The sequence below is a fragment of the Geobacter sp. AOG1 genome (assembly GCF_019972315.1).
Taxonomy (GTDB): Bacteria; Desulfobacterota; Desulfuromonadia; order Geobacterales; family Geobacteraceae; genus Geomobilimonas.
Window position 1 is genome coordinate 647,419 of record NZ_BLIZ01000001.1, and the last position, 15,939, is coordinate 663,357.

General features: G+C 58.6%; 14 protein-coding genes. 6 read left to right on the forward strand and 8 right to left on the reverse strand.

The window, feature by feature from the left end; all coding sequences use genetic code 11:
• Positions 1-9 precede the first annotated feature (9 nt).
• The 7 genes from LDN04_RS02865 to icmF form a co-directional block, all read right to left on the reverse strand.
• Positions 10-786, reverse strand: a complete 777-nt coding sequence (locus LDN04_RS02865) for an electron transfer flavoprotein subunit beta/FixA family protein (RefSeq protein ID WP_223906139.1) — start codon at positions 784-786, stop codon at positions 10-12.
• Positions 787-864: 78 nt separating this feature from the next.
• Complete coding sequence (locus LDN04_RS02870; RefSeq protein WP_223906140.1) at positions 865-2,004, reverse strand: acyl-CoA dehydrogenase; 1,140 nt, start codon at positions 2,002-2,004, stop codon at positions 865-867.
• A 173-nt stretch (positions 2,005-2,177) separates the two neighbouring features.
• On the reverse strand, positions 2,178-2,960 hold the full coding sequence (locus LDN04_RS02875; RefSeq protein ID WP_223906142.1) for an enoyl-CoA hydratase-related protein: 783 nt from the start codon (positions 2,958-2,960) through the stop codon (positions 2,178-2,180).
• A 111-nt stretch (positions 2,961-3,071) separates the two neighbouring features.
• Positions 3,072-3,917, reverse strand: a complete 846-nt coding sequence (locus tag LDN04_RS02880) for a 3-hydroxybutyryl-CoA dehydrogenase (RefSeq protein WP_223906144.1) — start codon at positions 3,915-3,917, stop codon at positions 3,072-3,074.
• 73 nt (positions 3,918-3,990) lie between these two features.
• The gene (locus LDN04_RS02885) at positions 3,991-5,166 is read right to left on the reverse strand and encodes a thiolase family protein (protein ID WP_223906146.1); all 1,176 of its coding nucleotides are present in this window, start codon (positions 5,164-5,166) and stop codon (positions 3,991-3,993) included.
• Positions 5,167-5,543: 377 nt separating this feature from the next.
• Positions 5,544-6,710 carry a Xaa-Pro peptidase family protein gene (locus tag LDN04_RS02890; protein ID WP_223906148.1) on the reverse strand — a complete coding sequence of 389 codons (1,167 nt, stop codon included), beginning with the start codon at positions 6,708-6,710 and terminating at the stop codon, positions 5,544-5,546.
• Between the two features lie 142 nt (positions 6,711-6,852).
• The gene (icmF, locus tag LDN04_RS02895; protein ID WP_223906150.1) at positions 6,853-10,101 is read right to left on the reverse strand and encodes a fused isobutyryl-CoA mutase/GTPase IcmF; all 3,249 of its coding nucleotides are present in this window, start codon (positions 10,099-10,101) and stop codon (positions 6,853-6,855) included.
• A 380-nt stretch (positions 10,102-10,481) separates the two neighbouring features.
• Here icmF and LDN04_RS02900 point away from each other — a divergent pair, with 380 nt between their 5' ends.
• Positions 10,482-10,889: a MerR family transcriptional regulator gene (locus tag LDN04_RS02900; RefSeq protein ID WP_223906152.1), complete on the forward strand. Its 408-nt coding sequence runs from the start codon at positions 10,482-10,484 to the stop codon at positions 10,887-10,889.
• A gap of 189 nt (positions 10,890-11,078) precedes the next feature.
• Here the strand turns inward: LDN04_RS02900 and LDN04_RS02905 are convergent, their stop codons facing one another.
• A complete protein-coding gene (locus LDN04_RS02905; RefSeq protein WP_223906154.1) occupies positions 11,079-12,023 on the reverse strand; it encodes an AraC family transcriptional regulator in 945 nt (314 codons plus the stop codon).
• A gap of 174 nt (positions 12,024-12,197) precedes the next feature.
• Here LDN04_RS02905 and LDN04_RS02910 point away from each other — a divergent pair, with 174 nt between their 5' ends.
• The 5 genes from LDN04_RS02910 to LDN04_RS02930 all read left to right on the forward strand — a co-directional run bounded on the left by LDN04_RS02910 (position 12,198) and on the right by LDN04_RS02930 (position 15,936).
• Positions 12,198-13,202 (forward strand): aldo/keto reductase, encoded by a 1,005-nt coding sequence (locus tag LDN04_RS02910; protein WP_223906156.1) that lies wholly within the window; start codon positions 12,198-12,200, stop codon positions 13,200-13,202.
• A gap of 167 nt (positions 13,203-13,369) precedes the next feature.
• The gene (locus tag LDN04_RS02915; RefSeq protein ID WP_223906158.1) at positions 13,370-14,431 is read left to right on the forward strand and encodes an NAD(P)-dependent alcohol dehydrogenase; all 1,062 of its coding nucleotides are present in this window, start codon (positions 13,370-13,372) and stop codon (positions 14,429-14,431) included.
• 23 nt (positions 14,432-14,454) lie between these two features.
• Complete coding sequence (locus LDN04_RS02920) at positions 14,455-14,985, forward strand: flavodoxin (RefSeq protein ID WP_223906159.1); 531 nt, start codon at positions 14,455-14,457, stop codon at positions 14,983-14,985.
• Positions 14,986-15,280: 295 nt separating this feature from the next.
• The gene (locus LDN04_RS02925) at positions 15,281-15,529 is read left to right on the forward strand and encodes a ribbon-helix-helix domain-containing protein (RefSeq protein WP_223906161.1); all 249 of its coding nucleotides are present in this window, start codon (positions 15,281-15,283) and stop codon (positions 15,527-15,529) included.
• Complete coding sequence (locus LDN04_RS02930) at positions 15,526-15,936, forward strand: type II toxin-antitoxin system VapC family toxin (RefSeq protein WP_223906163.1); 411 nt, start codon at positions 15,526-15,528, stop codon at positions 15,934-15,936. The genes LDN04_RS02925 and LDN04_RS02930 overlap by 4 nt, the downstream gene beginning before the upstream one ends.
• Positions 15,937-15,939 lie beyond the last annotated feature (3 nt).

The window sequence follows — 15,939 nt, forward strand, 5'->3', positions numbered from 1 at the left end:
TGTCGTCTCCTATCTCAAGACCGTCGTCTTCTCTTTGAGTATCCCCATGAGCTGGTCCACCAGTGCCCCGACTTCCCCTTCCAGGACGATACCGCCACCCTTCTTGGCGGGGGGGTGGAAGCTTACGGTGGCGGCCAGGGGCTCTTCCTTGAGGAGCTCCGCCACGGCAATGGCCTGGATCTCTTTTTTCTTGGCCTTCATGATGTTGGGAAGCGTGGGATAGCGGGGGACGTTGAGGCCGAGCTGGCAGGTTACCAGAGCCGGGGTGGTCAGCTTGACGACCCCCTTGATCCCCCCTTCCAGTTCCCGTTTGGCGGTGACGGTGCCATTGTCATAGGCGAAGCCGACCAGGGTGGTGGCGCAGGCGTAGCCCAAGTCTTCGGCGACGGTGACCCCTACCTGGGCCGAGCCCCGGTCCTGGGACTGCATGCCGGTGAAGATGAGGTCGTACCCCTGGTCCTTGGCGTAGGCGGCGATGATGGCGGCGATCTGCCAGGGGTCTTTGGTGGCGGCTGCGTCGTCCTGGACATGGACACCACGGTCGCACCCCATGGCCAGCGCCTTCTTGATCGCCTCCCCCACCCGGTCCGGGCCGATGGAGAGAACGGTGAGCTCACACCCTTCACCCAGCTGTTCCCGCAGCTGGACAGCCTGTTCCACGGCGTATTCGTCGTATTCGTTCATCCGCCATGCCAGGTCGCTCTCGTCGTACCAGACCCCGCTGGCCGCCGGCTTGAACCGGGATTCCATGTCCGGTACCTGTTTGATGCAGACCAGTATCTTCATATATACCTCCTGAGTAAGACTTTTCCTGGTGCCCACTGGTTTTATAAGACCTATAGGTCCCATGGGACTTATGGCAAATCAGGACAGCAGCAACTTGGAAATGACCACCCGTTGTACCTCGTTGGTCCCTTCATAGATCTCGGTGATCTTGGCATCCCGGTACATCCGCTCCACCTCGTAGTCGCAGATGAAGCCGTAGCCGCCATGGATCTGGATTGCCTCCCGGGCGACGTAGGTGGCCGCCTCGGAGGCCAGCATCTTGCACATGGCCGATTCCATGGTGTAGTTCCTCTTGGCGTCCTTCAGGCAGGCGGCCTTGTAGGTCATGAGCTTGCTGGTTTCAATCCTGGCCCACATGTCCGCCAGCTTGAACTGGATCGCCTGCAGGTCGCAGATCGGGGCGCCGAACTGCTTCCGTTCCTTGGAGTAGGCCAGGGCGCGTTCGAAGGCCCCCTCGGCAATGCCCAACGCCTGGGAGGCGATGCCGATCCGGCCGCCATTCAGGGTGTCCATGGCGATCTTGAACCCCTGCCCTTCCTGCCCCAGCAGGTTCTCGGCCGGGATGCGCACATTGTCCAGGGCAAAGGCGGTGGTGTAGCTGCCGCGGATGCCGAGCTTCTTCTCGTTCTTGAGGATTTCGACACCATGGGAGCGGAGGTCGATGATGAAGGCCGAAACCCCTTTGTGCTTGAGGCTCTTGTCGTGGGTGGCGAAGAGGACGCCGGTCCCCCGGTACCCGCCATTGGTGATGAAGATTTTCGCGCCGTTGACGACGAACTCGTCCCCTTCGCGCCGGTAGGTGGTGGCAATGGCACCTGCATCGCTCCCCGCATCGGGCTCGGTAAGGAGAAAGCAGCCGATGATGTCGCCGCTATTCAGCGCGGGGAGCCATTTCTTTTTCTGTTCTTCGGTGCCGAAGGTGTGGATGGGGCCGCAGGCGAGCGAGGTGTGCGCCGAGATGAGGACGCCGCTGGAGCCGCACGCCTTGGAGACTTCCTCGACGACAATGGCGTAGGAGAGCATGTCCAGGCCGGCCCCGCCGTACTCCTCGGGGAGGTAGCTCCCCAGGAATCCCATGTCCCCCATCTTTCTGACGAGGGTGTCGGGGATCATGTGCTCCTCGTCGATCTGCATGGCTATCGGCTTGATCTCCTTGTTGACAAAGTCCCGCACGCTCTCCTGCAACACCTTATGGTCCTGGCTCAACTCGAAATTCATAATCTTCTCCTTTATAATTCCGGTTAAAACCCCTTGAACCGCTCGCTTCCCTGCGGTCGCTCAAGACGCAAAGGACGCCAAGTAACTACCGATTTGCTATTCTTTGCGTTCTTTGCGTTCTTCGCGTTCTTCGCGTTCTTTGCGTTCTTTGCGGTTCCAGAGGTTTTACGTTTTCATTTCCCCTTGAACGCCGCCTTGCGCTTCTCGACGAACGCCCCCATCCCCTCTTTCTGGTCGTCGGTGGCAAACAGCACCCCGAAGAGAGAGGCCTCGTAGCGGAAGCCGTCTTCCTTGCCCATGTTCAGGCCGTTGGCAATGGCATCCTTGGCGTAGGCGACACCGAGCGAACCGACGCCGGCAATGGCGGCAGCGGTCTCTTTTGCCTTGTCCATAAGCTCTTCCGGGGCGAAGACCTCGTTGACGATCCCCCAGGCCAGTGCCTTGTCCGCCGTGATTATCCGGCCGGTGAAGATCAGCTCGTTGGCCTTGTTGGGGCCGATGAGCCGGGCCAGGTTCTGGGTGCCGCCGAAGCCGGGCATGATCCCCAGGGTTACCTCCGGGAAACCGAGCTTGGCTTTTGCCGAGGCGTAGATAAAATCGCACCCCAGGGCGAGCTCCAGGCCGCCGCCGAGGGCAAAGCCGTTCACCGCGGCAATGACCGGTTTCTTCATCTTCTCCATGGCCATCATGACATGCTGGCCCTTGACGGCGAACCGGTGCCCCTCGTAGGAGGACATGGCGGACATCTCCTTGATGTCGGCCCCGGCCACGAAGGCCTTCTCCCCGGCACCGGTGACGATCACCACCTTGACCGCCGGATCGTACTCCAGCTCGTAAAGCGCACACCCCAGCTCGGTGAGCACCTCACTGGTCAGGGAGTTCAACGCCTGGGGGCGGTTGACGGTGAGGGTGGCGACGCCGGCGGCAGTTTCGATGAGCAGGTTCTTGAATTCCATTGATTTTTCTCCTTAAACCGGTTCGATTTCGCGTTCAGGCCCAGGTGGGAACGAGGCGTAGAGCGCTACGTTGAGAAGCCAACGCCGGCATGGACGTGAAGGCGAAGCGGCTCAGTAGGTATAGAAACCCCGTCCCGACTTTCTCCCCAGGTACCCCGCATTGACCATCTTCACCAGCAGCGGGCAGGGGCGGTATTTCGGATCCTTGAAGCCGTCGTAGAGGACGTTGGCGATGGCGAGCACCGTGTCGAGGCCGATGAAGTCCGCCAGGGTCAGGGGTCCCATCGGCTGGTTGGTGCCAAGCTTCATCCCCTTGTCGATGTCTTCCGCCGTGGCGATCCCCTCGTAGAGGGCAAAGACCGCCTCGTTGATCATGGGGATGAGGACCCGGTTGACGATGAAGCCGGGATAGTCCTGGGAGACCGCCATCTCCTTCTCCAGTCCGGCCACCAGTTCGGACGTGGTGCGGAAGGTGGCGTCGCTCGTGGCGTGGCCGCGGATCACTTCCACGAGCTTCATCACCGGTACCGGGTTCATGAAGTGCATGCCGATGACCTTGTCGGGCCGCCTGGTGACGGCGGCAATCTTGGTGATCGGAATGGAAGAGGTGTTGGAGGCAAGGATGGCACTGGGCTGGACGATGTCGTCCAGCTTGCGGAAGATGTCCAGCTTGAGCGGCTCGTGCTCGGTGACCGCCTCCACGCAGAAATCACAGCTGGCCAGGCCGGTCATGTCCTTCGTGGTCATGATCCGTCCCACGGTCTCCCCCACCAGCGTTTCGGCAATGACCCCCTTCTTCGCCTGCCGCTCCAGGTTCTGGTGGATGGTGGCAATGGCTTTTTCAAGCTGGACTTCGGCGATATCGTAGAGAACAACCTGATACCCGAACTGGGCAAAGACATGGGCAATGCCGTTCCCCATCTGCCCTGCCCCGAGTATACCGACTGTTTTGATCATATATCCTCCTGTGATGAAAAGCTTTGCATAGGACCTAGAGGACTCATAAGACCCATAGGACCCATAAGGCTTCTTAAACCCGTTCGAAAATCACCGCCACTGCTTCGCCGCCGCCGATACAGAGCGTGGCCAGCCCGTAGCGCTGCTGTCGTTTGTGTAGTTCCCGAATGACGGTCGCCGCCAGCCGTCCGCCGCTGGCGCCGATGGGATGGCCGATGGCGCAGGCGCCGCCGTTGACATTCACCTTGTCCAGCGGAAGGCCCAGCCCCTTGATGGCCAGGAGCGCCACCGAGGCGAAGGCCTCGTTGATCTCGAACAGGTCGATGTCGGAAATCTTCAGCCCGGCCCGGGTGCAGACCTTCTGAATGGCACCGATGGGGGCCTCGGGGAAATTGTCGGGATGGCGGCTCTCGGTCGCCATGGCCACGATGCGCGCCTTGGGGGTGAGGTTGTGCTTCTTGAGTCCTGCGGCATCGGTCAGGAGGGCCAGAGCGGCGCCGTCGTTGATGGAGGAGGCGTTGCCGGCGGTGATGGTGCCATCCTTCTTGAAGACCGCCTTCAGCTGCGGCAGCTTGGCCGGATCCCCCTTGAACGGCTCTTCGTCGGTGTCCAGGATCTCGTCCCCCTTTTTCCCCTTCTTCACTACCGGCACGATCTCGCCGGCGAACACCCCGCCGCTTGCCGCCGCCTGGGCCAACTGGTAGGAACGGATGGCGAATTCATCCTGTTCCTCCCTCGTCAGGCCGCCGCGCTCCGCGCTCACCTCGCCGATGTCCCCCATGTGCCGGCCAGTGTATGGATCCTGCAGGCCGTCGTAAACCATCAGATCGAGCAGTTCGCCATGCCCCATCCGGTAGCCGGCCCGGGCCTTTTTCAGGATATAGGGGGCAAGCGACATGTTTTCCATGCCGCCGGCGATCACCACCTGGGACTCGCCAAGACGGATGCTGCCGGCACCGAGCATGATCGCCTTAAGACCGCTGCCGCAGACCTTATTGATGGTCAGGGCATGGACCGTGTCGGGAATGCCGGCCCCCCGCATGGCCTGCCGCGCGGGGGCCTGGCCGCAGCCACCCGTCAGCACCTGGCCGACGATCACCTCGTCCACCTGGTCGGCAGCGAGTCCGGCCCGTGTCAACAGCCCGGCCATGACCGTCGCCGCCAGCTTCGGCGCCTCCACCTCTGCCAGCATGCCACCGAAAGAACCAAACGGGGTCCGTAACGCCTCCACTACAAAGACATCGCTCATCGTGTTCCTCCCCGGGGAAATTTTGAACCAGTATAGCTCCAGTTTACGTACATGTCAACCAAATATAAAACGTGTTTATATAATACTGCATAAACAACCTGCGGCGTATTGTTGATCACTACAAATCCTGCCAATACAGGGGTGACCTTGTGTCATTTTACCGGGAAAGACGCCGAGATTGTCCCAGGATCCCCCTGAGAGCCTGAAATGGTAGTGCGGACAAGCTCTCGGCTGCGAAGTTTGCGGAATAGGGACCACCTGCGTGGGAAAGGCAAAACGAAGGTGCACGGGATGAACAGAGCGGAATGTATCATGCAGGCTCCGATCACCTGAAAGAATACGGGGCAGCCCTTTGACTGCCCCATGGCGGCATTGCCTTACAGGCTGACGATGTCGTCGGCCAGATCGGTCAACTTTACCCCGCCGCTGTCACTGACCACAAAGGTGTTTTCGATGCCGATCACCCCCTGGCCCGGGATAACGAACTTGGGCTCAATGGCAACGGTCTGGCCTGCCCGGAGCGGTACCTTGAATCCCTGGGCCAGGACCGGCAGTTCGTCCAGTTCGAGTCCTGTACCATGGCCGACGAATCGGGCGTTTTCTCCCGGCGCCCCCATGTAGTACTTGGCAAGCCCGGCCTCTTCGGCCATGGCAAGCGACGTGAGGAACAGCTCCTCGCAGACGGTGCCCGGCTTGAGGCGTTCCACCAACTGCCGCTGAATTGCCAGCGCTGTGGCAAAAGCATGCCGGAGTTCGGGCGACAGGGAGCCGATGACAAATATCCGGGTCATATCGACGATGTACCCATTGAATACCCCGGCGTAGTCGATGAGGATCGGGGTGTTGGGGCTGATTTCGTCGACCGAGGCGCCGTGGGGAGATGCGTTGGAGAGCCCTCCGCCGGTGACGGCACCGTCGAAGAACCCCGGCTGCCCGGCGGAGGAAGAGACGGCCAGTCCCATGAACAGCTCCTGGTTGAAGGCCCGCATCCGCACGTAACCTTCACCCCCCGCCTTCCGGAGGCGACACTCGAACTCGGCGGACAGGTCCAGTTCCCGCATGCCGGGTCGCAGGAATTCGGGTACCTGTTCGAAAATGCCGCAGAGCCGGCTGCCGCTGCGACGCATCTGCTCCAGCTCCCAGGCGGACTTGACCGAGCGGATATCGCGGTTGATGCCGGAGATATCGACGAATTCACGCCCGGGGAGCAGCTTGGCGTAGTAGTTGTATTGCTGGACCGGGATGATGTCGAAAGTCAGGCCGACCCTCCTGACAGCATCGCCGAACAGGGCCGGAAACTCCTTGCTGGAGGGAAACGGTCGGGTGTCCTCGATGAGGCTTTCCGTGACGGCGCGGCTGTAGCTCTTGCGCACCAGGAGCAACGGGTTGCCGTCGGCTGGAATCCAGAGAGTGGCGTTTTGTCGGGTGCCGCTGAAGTAGTAGATATCGATGGGATAGATGATCAGTGCCCCGTCGATACCCGCGGCACGCAGTTCCTGTTGGAGGCGGATGATCCGCTGCTCCGATTCCATTTTGGTCAGCATCGGGGTGTCCTTTCCGGAGAAGAGCATGATGGCCTTTGAATATGTTTGTCCGATGAGTATAGCCGTATACCGGACAAAAGAAAGGGATGGGAGACAGGGCGCTCACCCGCCACGGCGTCAACGACAGGATCTGCCCCTGCCCTCACATATTTCTCCGGTATTTCCCTCCCACTTCATACAGCGCGTGGGAAATCTGCCCCAGCGAGGCATACTTCACCGTCTCCATCAGCTCGGCGAAGATGTTCCCGCCACTTACTGCCACCTCCTGGAGCCGCTGGAGGGCTGCCGGGGCCTGCTGCCGGTTTCGCTCCTGGAAAGCGCGCAGGTTGGCGATCTGCTGCTCCTTCTCTTCCTTCGTGGCCCGGGCCAGTTCCCCCGGCACCTGGTATCCCTCTTCATTGGCCCGCGGATTGATGAAGCAGTTGACACCGATGATGGGGAGTTCGCCGCTGTGTTTCTTGTGCTCGTAGAGCATGGATTCGTCCTGTATCTTGCTGCGCTGGTACTGGGTTTCCATGGCGCCGAGCACCCCGCCCCGCTGGTCGATCCGCTCGAATTCCGCCAGCACCGCCTCTTCCACCAGGTCGGTCAACTCCTCGATGATGAACGACCCCTGGCAGGAGTTCTCGTTCCTGGCCAGGCCGAACTCCCGGGTGATGATCATCTGGATCGCCATGGCCCGGCGCACCGACTCCTCGGTGGGGGTGGTCACCGCCTCGTCGTAGGCATTGGTGTGCAGGGAATTGCAGTTGTCGTAGATCGCCATGAGCGCCTGCAGGGTGGTGCGGATGTCGTTGAAGTCCATCTCCTGTGCGTGCAGCGAGCGACCGCTCGTCTGGATATGGTACTTGAGTTTCTGGCTCCGGTCGTTGGCGCCGTATTTCTCCCGCATCACCACCGCCCAGATGCGCCGCGCCACCCGGCCGATCACCGTGTATTCCGGGTCCAGGCCGTTACTGAAGAAGTAGGAGAGGTTCGGGGCAAAGTCGTCGATATGCATGCCGCGGGAGAGATAGTACTCCACGTAGGTGAAGCCGTTGGAAAGGGTGAAGGCGAGCTGGGAAATGGGGTTGGCCCCCGCCTCGGCGATATGGTAGCCGCTGATGGAGACCGAATAGTAGTTGCGCACCTTCTGCTCGATGAAGTACTGCTGGATATCCCCCATCATCCGGAGTGCGAACTCGGTGGAGAAGATGCAGGTGTTCTGCCCCTGGTCCTCCTTCAGGATGTCGGCCTGGACCGTTCCCCGGACGGTCTGCAGGGTACAGCTCCTGATCTCCGCGTATTCGGCGTTGCCGGGGGCGCGGCCGTTTTTCTCCCGGAACGCATCCACCTGCTGGTCGATGGCCGCATTGAAGAAGAAGGCGAGCATCATGGGGGCCGGGCCGTTGATGGTGATGGAGACGCTGGTGTTGGGGGCGCAGAGGTCGAAGCCGGCGTAGAGCTTCTTCATGTCCTCCGCCGTGCAGATGGAGACTCCGCTCTCCCCCACCTTGCCGTAGATATCGGGGGGATAATCCGGATCCTCGCCGTAGAGGGTGACACTGTCGAACGCGGTGGAGAGCCGCTTGGCGTCGTCATCCTTGCAGAGGTAGTGAAAACGGCGATTGGTCCGCTCCGGCGTCCCTTCCCCGGCAAACTGGCGCTTGGGGTCCTCCTCGGCCCGCTTGAAGGGGAACACCCCGGCCGTGTAGGGGAAGAGCCCCGGTGCATTTTCCAGCATGGTCCAGCGCAGAATCTCCCCCCAGTCGGCGAAACCGGGGAGGCAGACCCTGGGAATGCGGGTGCCGGAGAGGGTAGTGGTATGGAGGTCGCTCCGGATCTCCTTGTCCCGCACCCTGGTGACCAGCTGGTCCTGGCGGTAGCTCTCCTTGAGACAGGGCCAGTCGGCGAGTATTTTTTTCGGCTCTTCGTGCAGCTTCGACTCGTAGCCGGCAATCTGACGATCCAGTTCTTCAAGCGTAGGTGTCCCCTCCAGGACCTCTCTGGCACCCTTGAGCTGGAACAGGCGCCGCGCCACCCCCACCTGCTCCAGCACACGCCTGCGATAGCTCCGCACCGCCTGGACGATCTCCCCCAGGTAGTGAATCCGGTCCGGAGGGATGATGTACTTCTTGAGACTCTCCTTCTCATCGACCGCCAGCTGCGACTGCAGTCCCGCCCCCGTCTTCGCGTTCAGGACATCGATCAGCGCCCGGTAGAGCACGTTGGTACCCGGGTCGTTGAACTGGGCGGCGATGGTGCCATAGACCGGCAACTCCTCGTCCGCCACCTCGAACAGGTTCCGGTTGCGCCGGTACTGCTTCCGCACGTTGCGCAGGGCGTCTTCGGACCCCTTGCGCTCGAACTTGTTCAGCGCCACCAGGTCGGCGAAGTCGAGCATGTCGATCTTCTCCAGCTGGGTCGGGGCCCCGAACTCGCAGGTCATCACGTAGAGGGAAACGTCGGCGATGTCCACCACCCGGGCATCCCCCTGGCCGATGCCGCTGGTCTCCACAATCACCAGGTCGAACCCTGCCGCTTTTACCACGTCAATGGCATCGTGAATGGCGGCGGAGAGCTCGGAGTGGGAATCGCGGGTGGCGAGCGAACGCATGTAGACCTTACTGGTATTGATGGCATTCATCCGGATCCGGTCCCCCAGGAGTGCACCCCCCGTCCGCTGCCGTGACGGGTCCACCGCCAGGATGGCGACACTCCTCTCAGGAAAATCACGCAGGAAACGGCGGACCAGTTCGTCGCTGAGGGAGCTCTTTCCCGCCCCGCCGGTACCGGTAATGCCGACCACGGGAACCGGTCGCCCCATGACACGGATCTGTTCCCGCAGCGGGCCATAGCCGGCTGTGTGATCATGTACATCCTGCTCCGCCAGGGTGATCAGGGTATTGACCGCCCGGATATCCTGGTGCTGGAGTTTGGCGATTTCCGCGTCAATGCTGCGCTGCGGCGCAAAATCGCACTCCTTCAGCATCAGGTTGATCATCCCTTGCAGCCCCATGCGGCGGCCATCCTCCGGCGAGAAGATCTTGCTGATGCCGTACGCCTCCAGTTCCCGGATCTCATCCGGGATAATCACCCCGCCACCGCCGCCGAAGATCCGCACCTGCTCCGCGCCCCGCTCCCGCAACTGGTCCTTGATGTACCTGAAGAACTCCAGATGCCCACCCTGATAGCAGGAGACGGCGATCCCCTGGGCATCCTCCTGTATGGCCGCGGTGACGATCTCATCCACCGAGCGGTTATGCCCCAGATGGATCACTTCGGCCCCGGAGGCCTGGAGGATGCGGCGGATGATGTTCGTGGAGGCGTCGTGACCGTCGAACAGGCTGGTGGCGGTGACGAAGCGGACCTTGTGACTGGTTTTGTAGACTTCAGGGGATGCGGTATGCATGGCGGTTCCTCCTCATCATTGTTTTCAGACAACGGCCGCAGATAGTTCCTGAAACGGGGATCTATTAGTTCTGGAAAGGCTGTCTCGCGTTTGCGATATCCCGCACAAATTGTCAATAACGCGAAGACCCGGCCAGTAACGCCTTATTCAAGGGTTTTATGCACCGGCAACTATTTGGCAAACTATATGTGACCGAACATATAACGCAGCTTACGTACATGTCAAGCATAAATAAAACATGTTTTTACTAAATTTCTTTAAGCTGTCATACAACCGCTCCCCTACCACCCACTCGGCTAACGCACAGCTGTGTGAAACAGATTGACATTGCGAAAAGCCTGCCCTATAATTCTTCAAAATTTAACGTAAAGGTAAACTGCGTGAACGACGAAACGAGCAACGAAGCAATAACCCCGATTGGAGAGCTGGCTACATCGGTGGGGCTCACCACCAGAACACTTCGCTACTGGGAGGAGGTGGGGATAATCGAGTCCGTCCAGCGGGCCGATGGTGCGGCCAGAGGCTACACCCCGTACTTCGTACGACGGATCAAGTTCATCATAAAGCTGAAGGAGCTTGGTCTGACCATCAAGGAGATGCAGGATCTCTACATCGCCTACGGCGAAGCCAAAGAAACCGAACGGATGATCCCGCGCCTGCTTGAAATCCTTGATGAGCATGTCAACACGATTGACGAAAAGATGGCCAGCCTCGCTTCGTTGCGAAAGGATATCGTCGACTACCGGAAACGGATGGCGGCAAAATTTGCCGAAAGTGTTGCGGTATGAAAATCTGCCGGTGCCGGCAGCGGCTACCAGCGCCCACGCCACAACCCCTGGCGCAACCGAACGAACCAATCTGACAATCGAAAAGGTTTGCCGCTGGACAAAAACCCCTGCGAATACAAAAGGTCACTTTTCTCCTGAAAAGTGACCTTTATAATTTATGACTCCCCCTGGCGCAACAAAATGAATGGCCTAGCCCCCCTCACCGGCCGCCAGTTGCCGCAAGTTCGTGATGTCCCGTAACGGTGGAGCGCCGAACATGCGGTTGTACTCGCGGCTGAACTGGGAAGGACTCTCGTAGCCGACCTGGAATGCTGCGTTTGCCGCGTCCATCCGTTCAGCAAGCATGAGGCGCCTCGCTTCCTGCAGGCGCAGCTGCTTCTGGTATTGCAACGGGCTCAAAGCGGTCATCGACCGGAAGTGGTGATGAAACGTCGATGTGCTCATGCGGGCCTGCGCAGCGAGGTCATCGATACTCAACGACTGTGAGAAGTTGACCTTCAGCCAATCGATTGCCCGCGCTATCTGGTTACTCTGGCTCCCCGCCGACGCTATCTGGCGCAGCCGCTCACCTTGTTCGCCCACCAGCAACCGGTAAATGATTTCCCGTTGAATAATCGGTGCAAGAATCGGGATATCCTTCTGCTCATCCAGCAAGTCGATCAATCGCTGAAAGGCATTGAGCAGCGGCAGAGTCACTTCGCCGAGTACCATGCCACGGCTTGATTGCTGCGCACGTGGTTGCGGGAGATTGCTGTCCACCATCAGTTGTGAAATTTCGCGCTGATCGAGCTTCAACACCACTCCCATGCAAGGCTTTGACCGGCTCGCTTCGACAATCTGCACCATAGTCGGTAGATGCACGGACGCGATCAGATAGTGGTGCGCGTCGTACACATAGGTGTCATCTCCGAGCAGCACGCGCTTGGCACCCTGCGCGACCAGGCAAATGCACGGTTCGTACATGGCGTTCCGCGGCTGGGTCGGTTCATCGTGTTGGTAGAGTAGCAAGCCCGAGACCGCGGTCTCGAGCAGGTCGCTTTTGTCGGTCCATCGTGCAATACTATTCCTCAAAGCCCCAAGCGCAACTTCCAAGCTACTATCTCCAATTTCCTCTCTAATGGCCTGATTTGTCATAAATACCTCCCTCTTGAATACTACCTGACCCCACTTTGCATTACAACTATTATCCAATACATCGTACGATTAGGCAATAAATTAACAGGATTGGTCTACCGGTCTGTGCTGGTTCTCGGGTACGGTATAATCATCAACAAGGTCAGTCTGTAAAACAGTGAAAAGGAGAACACAATGCAAAAACGTATATTGGGAAAAAGCGGTCTGGAAGTCTCGGCGCTCGGGCTCGGCTGCATGGGAATGAGCTTTTCGTACGGTCCGCCCAAAGACAAACGGTCGATGATCTCTCTCCTCCGGACAGCCGTGGAACGCGGCATCACCTTCTTCGATACGGCAGAAGTGTACGGCCCGTTCACGAACGAGGAACTGGTGGGGGAGGCGCTCGCGCCGCTGCGCGACCGGGTGGTGATCGCCACCAAGTTCGGTTTCGACACCAGTGTCGATCCCCGGGCGATGAAAGGCGGCGGACCGGTCCTGAACAGCCGGCCGGAGCATATCAAAGAGGTGGCCGAGGCCTCGCTCAAGCGCCTTAAAACCGATGTCATCGATCTGTTCTACCAGCACCGGGTCGACCCGGACGTGCCGATCGAAGACGTGGCAGGCGCGGTGAAGGAGCTGATCCAGGAAGGTAAGGTGAAGCACTTCGGGCTGTCGGAAGCTGGAATCCAGACCATTCGCCGCGCCCATGCCGTTCAGCCGGTCGCCGCGGTTCAAAATGAATACTCGCTCTGGTTCCGGCGGCCTGAGGAGGGATTGCTGCAGACGCTGGATGAGCTGGGTATCGGCCTCGTCCCCTACAGCCCGCTGGGCAAGGGATTCCTCACCGGCAAGATGAATGAAACTACTACCTTTGACAGTACCGACTTCCGCAGCTCCCTGCCGCGCTTTACCCCCGAGGCATTGAAGGCGAATCAAGCTCTGGTTGATCTGCTTGGCAGGATCGCGGCAGAGAAGAAGGCAACTCCGGCCCAGATCGCCCTGGCCTGGCTGCTGGCCCAGAAGCCGTGGATCGTGCCGATCCCGGGCACCACGAAGCTAAATCGCCTGGACGAGAATATAGGGGCAGTGGCTCTCGAACTCACTAACGACGATCTCCGCGAGATCGACAGCGCCGCCGCCCAGATTAAGGTGGAAGGGGCACGCTACCCGGAAAAGCTGGAGCAGTTGACCGGCCGCTGAAATTCAAAAGCAATGGAACGCGGATCAAATCTGATCAAAGGGATTTACACGGATTTTCACAACCAGTTTTGTATTTAAAATCCGCCTGAATCCGTTCAATCCGCCTTTTCCGCGCTCCATTGCCTGCAGCGTGCTCACCAAACAAAAAAACTATGGGAGGATATACCATGTACAAAGCCAAAGCATATTCCGCCGCCAGTGCCACAGCACCATTTGCCGCCGATACCATCCCGCGGCGTGAAACAACCGAGCGCGACGTGCAGATCGAAATCCTTTTCTGCGGCATCTGCCACTCGGACCTCCATACGGTCCGTGACGAGTGGAGCAGTGTCATGCCGACAACCTACCCGTGTGTGCCGGGCCACGAGATCGTCGGCAAGGTCACCAAGGTCGGCTCGGCAGCCACGAACTTCAAACCGGGCGACCTGGTAGGGGTCGGCTGCATGGTCGATTCTGACCATAGCTGCCCCCATTGCCATGATGGCCTTGAGCAGTTCTGCAATAATGCAACCTTTACCTACAACTCAGCGGACAAACACGGGACCGCTCCGGTCACCTACGGCGGCTATTCCGAGAGTATCGTCGTCGATGAAAGCTTCGTGCTGCGTGTTCCGGCCAACCTTCATCTGGCCGGGGTGGCACCGCTGCTCTGCGCCGGGATCACGACCTACTCCCCCATCCGCCGCTGGGGTGACCTCGCGGGGAAGAAGGTCGGCGTGGTCGGCCTCGGCGGCCTGGGCCACATGGGAGTCAAGTTCGCCCGGGCCTTCGGCGCCCAGGTCGTGGTCTTCACCACCTCGCCAAGCAAGAGAGAGGATGCACTTCGTCTCGGTGCCCACGAGGTCATTGTTTCCACCAACGACGAAGAGATGAAACAGCATGCCGGGACATTCAACTTCATTCTCGACACCATTGCCGCTGATCACGACATCAATGCCTACATCAATATGCTTGGCCGTGACGGCAACATCACCCTGGTCGGCGCACCGGAGTCGCCACTGCAACTCTCAGCCTTTGCGCTCCTGTTCGGCCGCAAAAGCATCTCCGGCTCGCTCATCGGCGGCATTGCCGAAACCCAGGAGATGCTCGACTTCTGCGGTGAGCACAATATCACCTCAGACGTGGAAATCATCCCGATCCAGAAGATCAACGAGGCGTACGAGAGGTTGGTCAAATCGGATGTGAAGTACCGCTTCTCCATCGACATGTCGTCGCTCAAATCTGAATAATGAATGGTTGGAAGGGATAGAAAATGGCACATCAAAAAAGCCTGAGCGCGTATTTTTCACGCAAAGGGAACAATTATCTTGGAGGCAGTATTGTAAATCTGCCCATCGGCAACACAGAAGTAATCGCCAAGAAAATACAGGGACTGACAGGAAGCGATCTGTTCCAGATTCAAACCGTAAAACCGTATCCGGAAGATTATACGGAAACGACCCGAGTAGCGCAGGATGAACTGAGCGGCAATGCCCGGCCTGAGCTTACGGAATTGGTAGCTGACATGGATTCCTATGAGGTGATTTACATCGGATATCCGAATTGGTGGGGAACAATGCCGATGGCAGTATTTACGTTTCTGGATGCGTACGATTTCTCGGGAAAGACCATAGTCCCCTATTGCACCCATGAGGGGAGTGGCTTGGGAAGCAGCGAGCGCGATATCAAGAAACTTTGTCCGAAGGCAAAGGTGTTATCCGGCTTGGCGATTAAAGGCGGCACTGTTGGCAGAGCAGACAATGACTTGGCAAACTGGCTGAAAAAACTTGATTTGCTGCCGTAAACAAACAAGACGATGGTTTCAGTAATAAAAGGGGGCGGGCTGCTTTTTACTAAGTAGTCTGCCTTCTTTTCGTTCTGAACACTCTTGAAATCGTCGACCAGATGTACAAGTTCCTGGAGAATAAAGTTCTGAGCAACAAATCTGAATAATGGATGATAGAAAGGAATGGGAAATGGCGCATCAAAAGCCTGATTGCTTAGTATTCGAAGGGCGCTAATTGCGGCGCCCTTTCCTGTTTTCGGCGATTGACGGCAAGTTACATCTGATGTAAGATTTGTGTGGAGGTAAACCGATTATGGAAGCGATCAAACATAGAACCCAGATTTCTCTCGACGACTGGCAGTATCAAACGCTGCTGGATCTGTCGCGCAAAACCAAGAAAAGTCTTTCCGCGCTGATTCGTGAGATGATTAACGAAAAATTTGCCCCAAAGCCGGGTGTAGCGGAAAATGATCCGGTCTACTCCATTGTCGGAATCGGCGGTAGCGGACAAAAACATACGGCCCGCGATCACGATGCCGTACTATACGGGAAGAAACCGTGAACGGCATTTTTGTCGATACCGGCGCCTGGTATGCCCTGGTAGACAGCGATGATGCCGATCATAAGGCGGCGGCGGCTTTCCTGGCCGCTAACACGATGCCGCTCATTACCACTAACTTCATTTTCTCGGAAACAGTCACCCTTATTCGCTATCGAATCGGCCATGAAGCCGCATGCAGTTTCGGGCAAAAGCTGCAGGAGAGCAGTTTCGTCAGGGTGGTTGGGGTTACGCACGCCGATGAAGAGCGGGCCTGGGATATCTTCAGCAAATACCGGGACCAGGATTTCAGCTTCGTGGATTGCACCAGCTTTGCCGTGATGGAGCGCATGAAGCTTTCCACTGCCTTTGGTTTTGACCGGCATTTCTTGGTTGTGAAGTATGCTGTAGTGCCGGGAAAAATTAAGTAAACT

Coding starts and splice junctions, on each gene's coding strand:
- LDN04_RS02865 (WP_223906139.1), bottom strand. CDS start 786: ATGAAGATACTGGTCTGCATCAAACAGGTACCGGACATGGAATCCCGG.
- LDN04_RS02870 (WP_223906140.1), bottom strand. CDS start 2,004: ATGAATTTCGAGTTGAGCCAGGACCATAAGGTGTTGCAGGAGAGCGTG.
- LDN04_RS02875 (WP_223906142.1), bottom strand. CDS start 2,960: ATGGAATTCAAGAACCTGCTCATCGAAACTGCCGCCGGCGTCGCCACC.
- LDN04_RS02880 (WP_223906144.1), bottom strand. CDS start 3,917: ATGATCAAAACAGTCGGTATACTCGGGGCAGGGCAGATGGGGAACGGC.
- LDN04_RS02885 (WP_223906146.1), bottom strand. CDS start 5,166: ATGAGCGATGTCTTTGTAGTGGAGGCGTTACGGACCCCGTTTGGTTCT.
- LDN04_RS02890 (WP_223906148.1), bottom strand. CDS start 6,710: ATGCTGACCAAAATGGAATCGGAGCAGCGGATCATCCGCCTCCAACAG.
- icmF (WP_223906150.1), bottom strand. CDS start 10,101: ATGCATACCGCATCCCCTGAAGTCTACAAAACCAGTCACAAGGTCCGC.
- LDN04_RS02905 (WP_223906154.1), bottom strand. CDS start 12,023: ATGACAAATCAGGCCATTAGAGAGGAAATTGGAGATAGTAGCTTGGAA.
- LDN04_RS02910 (WP_223906156.1), top strand. CDS start 12,198: ATGCAAAAACGTATATTGGGAAAAAGCGGTCTGGAAGTCTCGGCGCTC.
- LDN04_RS02915 (WP_223906158.1), top strand. CDS start 13,370: ATGTACAAAGCCAAAGCATATTCCGCCGCCAGTGCCACAGCACCATTT.
- LDN04_RS02920 (WP_223906159.1), top strand. CDS start 14,455: ATGGCACATCAAAAAAGCCTGAGCGCGTATTTTTCACGCAAAGGGAAC.
- LDN04_RS02925 (WP_223906161.1), top strand. CDS start 15,281: ATGGAAGCGATCAAACATAGAACCCAGATTTCTCTCGACGACTGGCAG.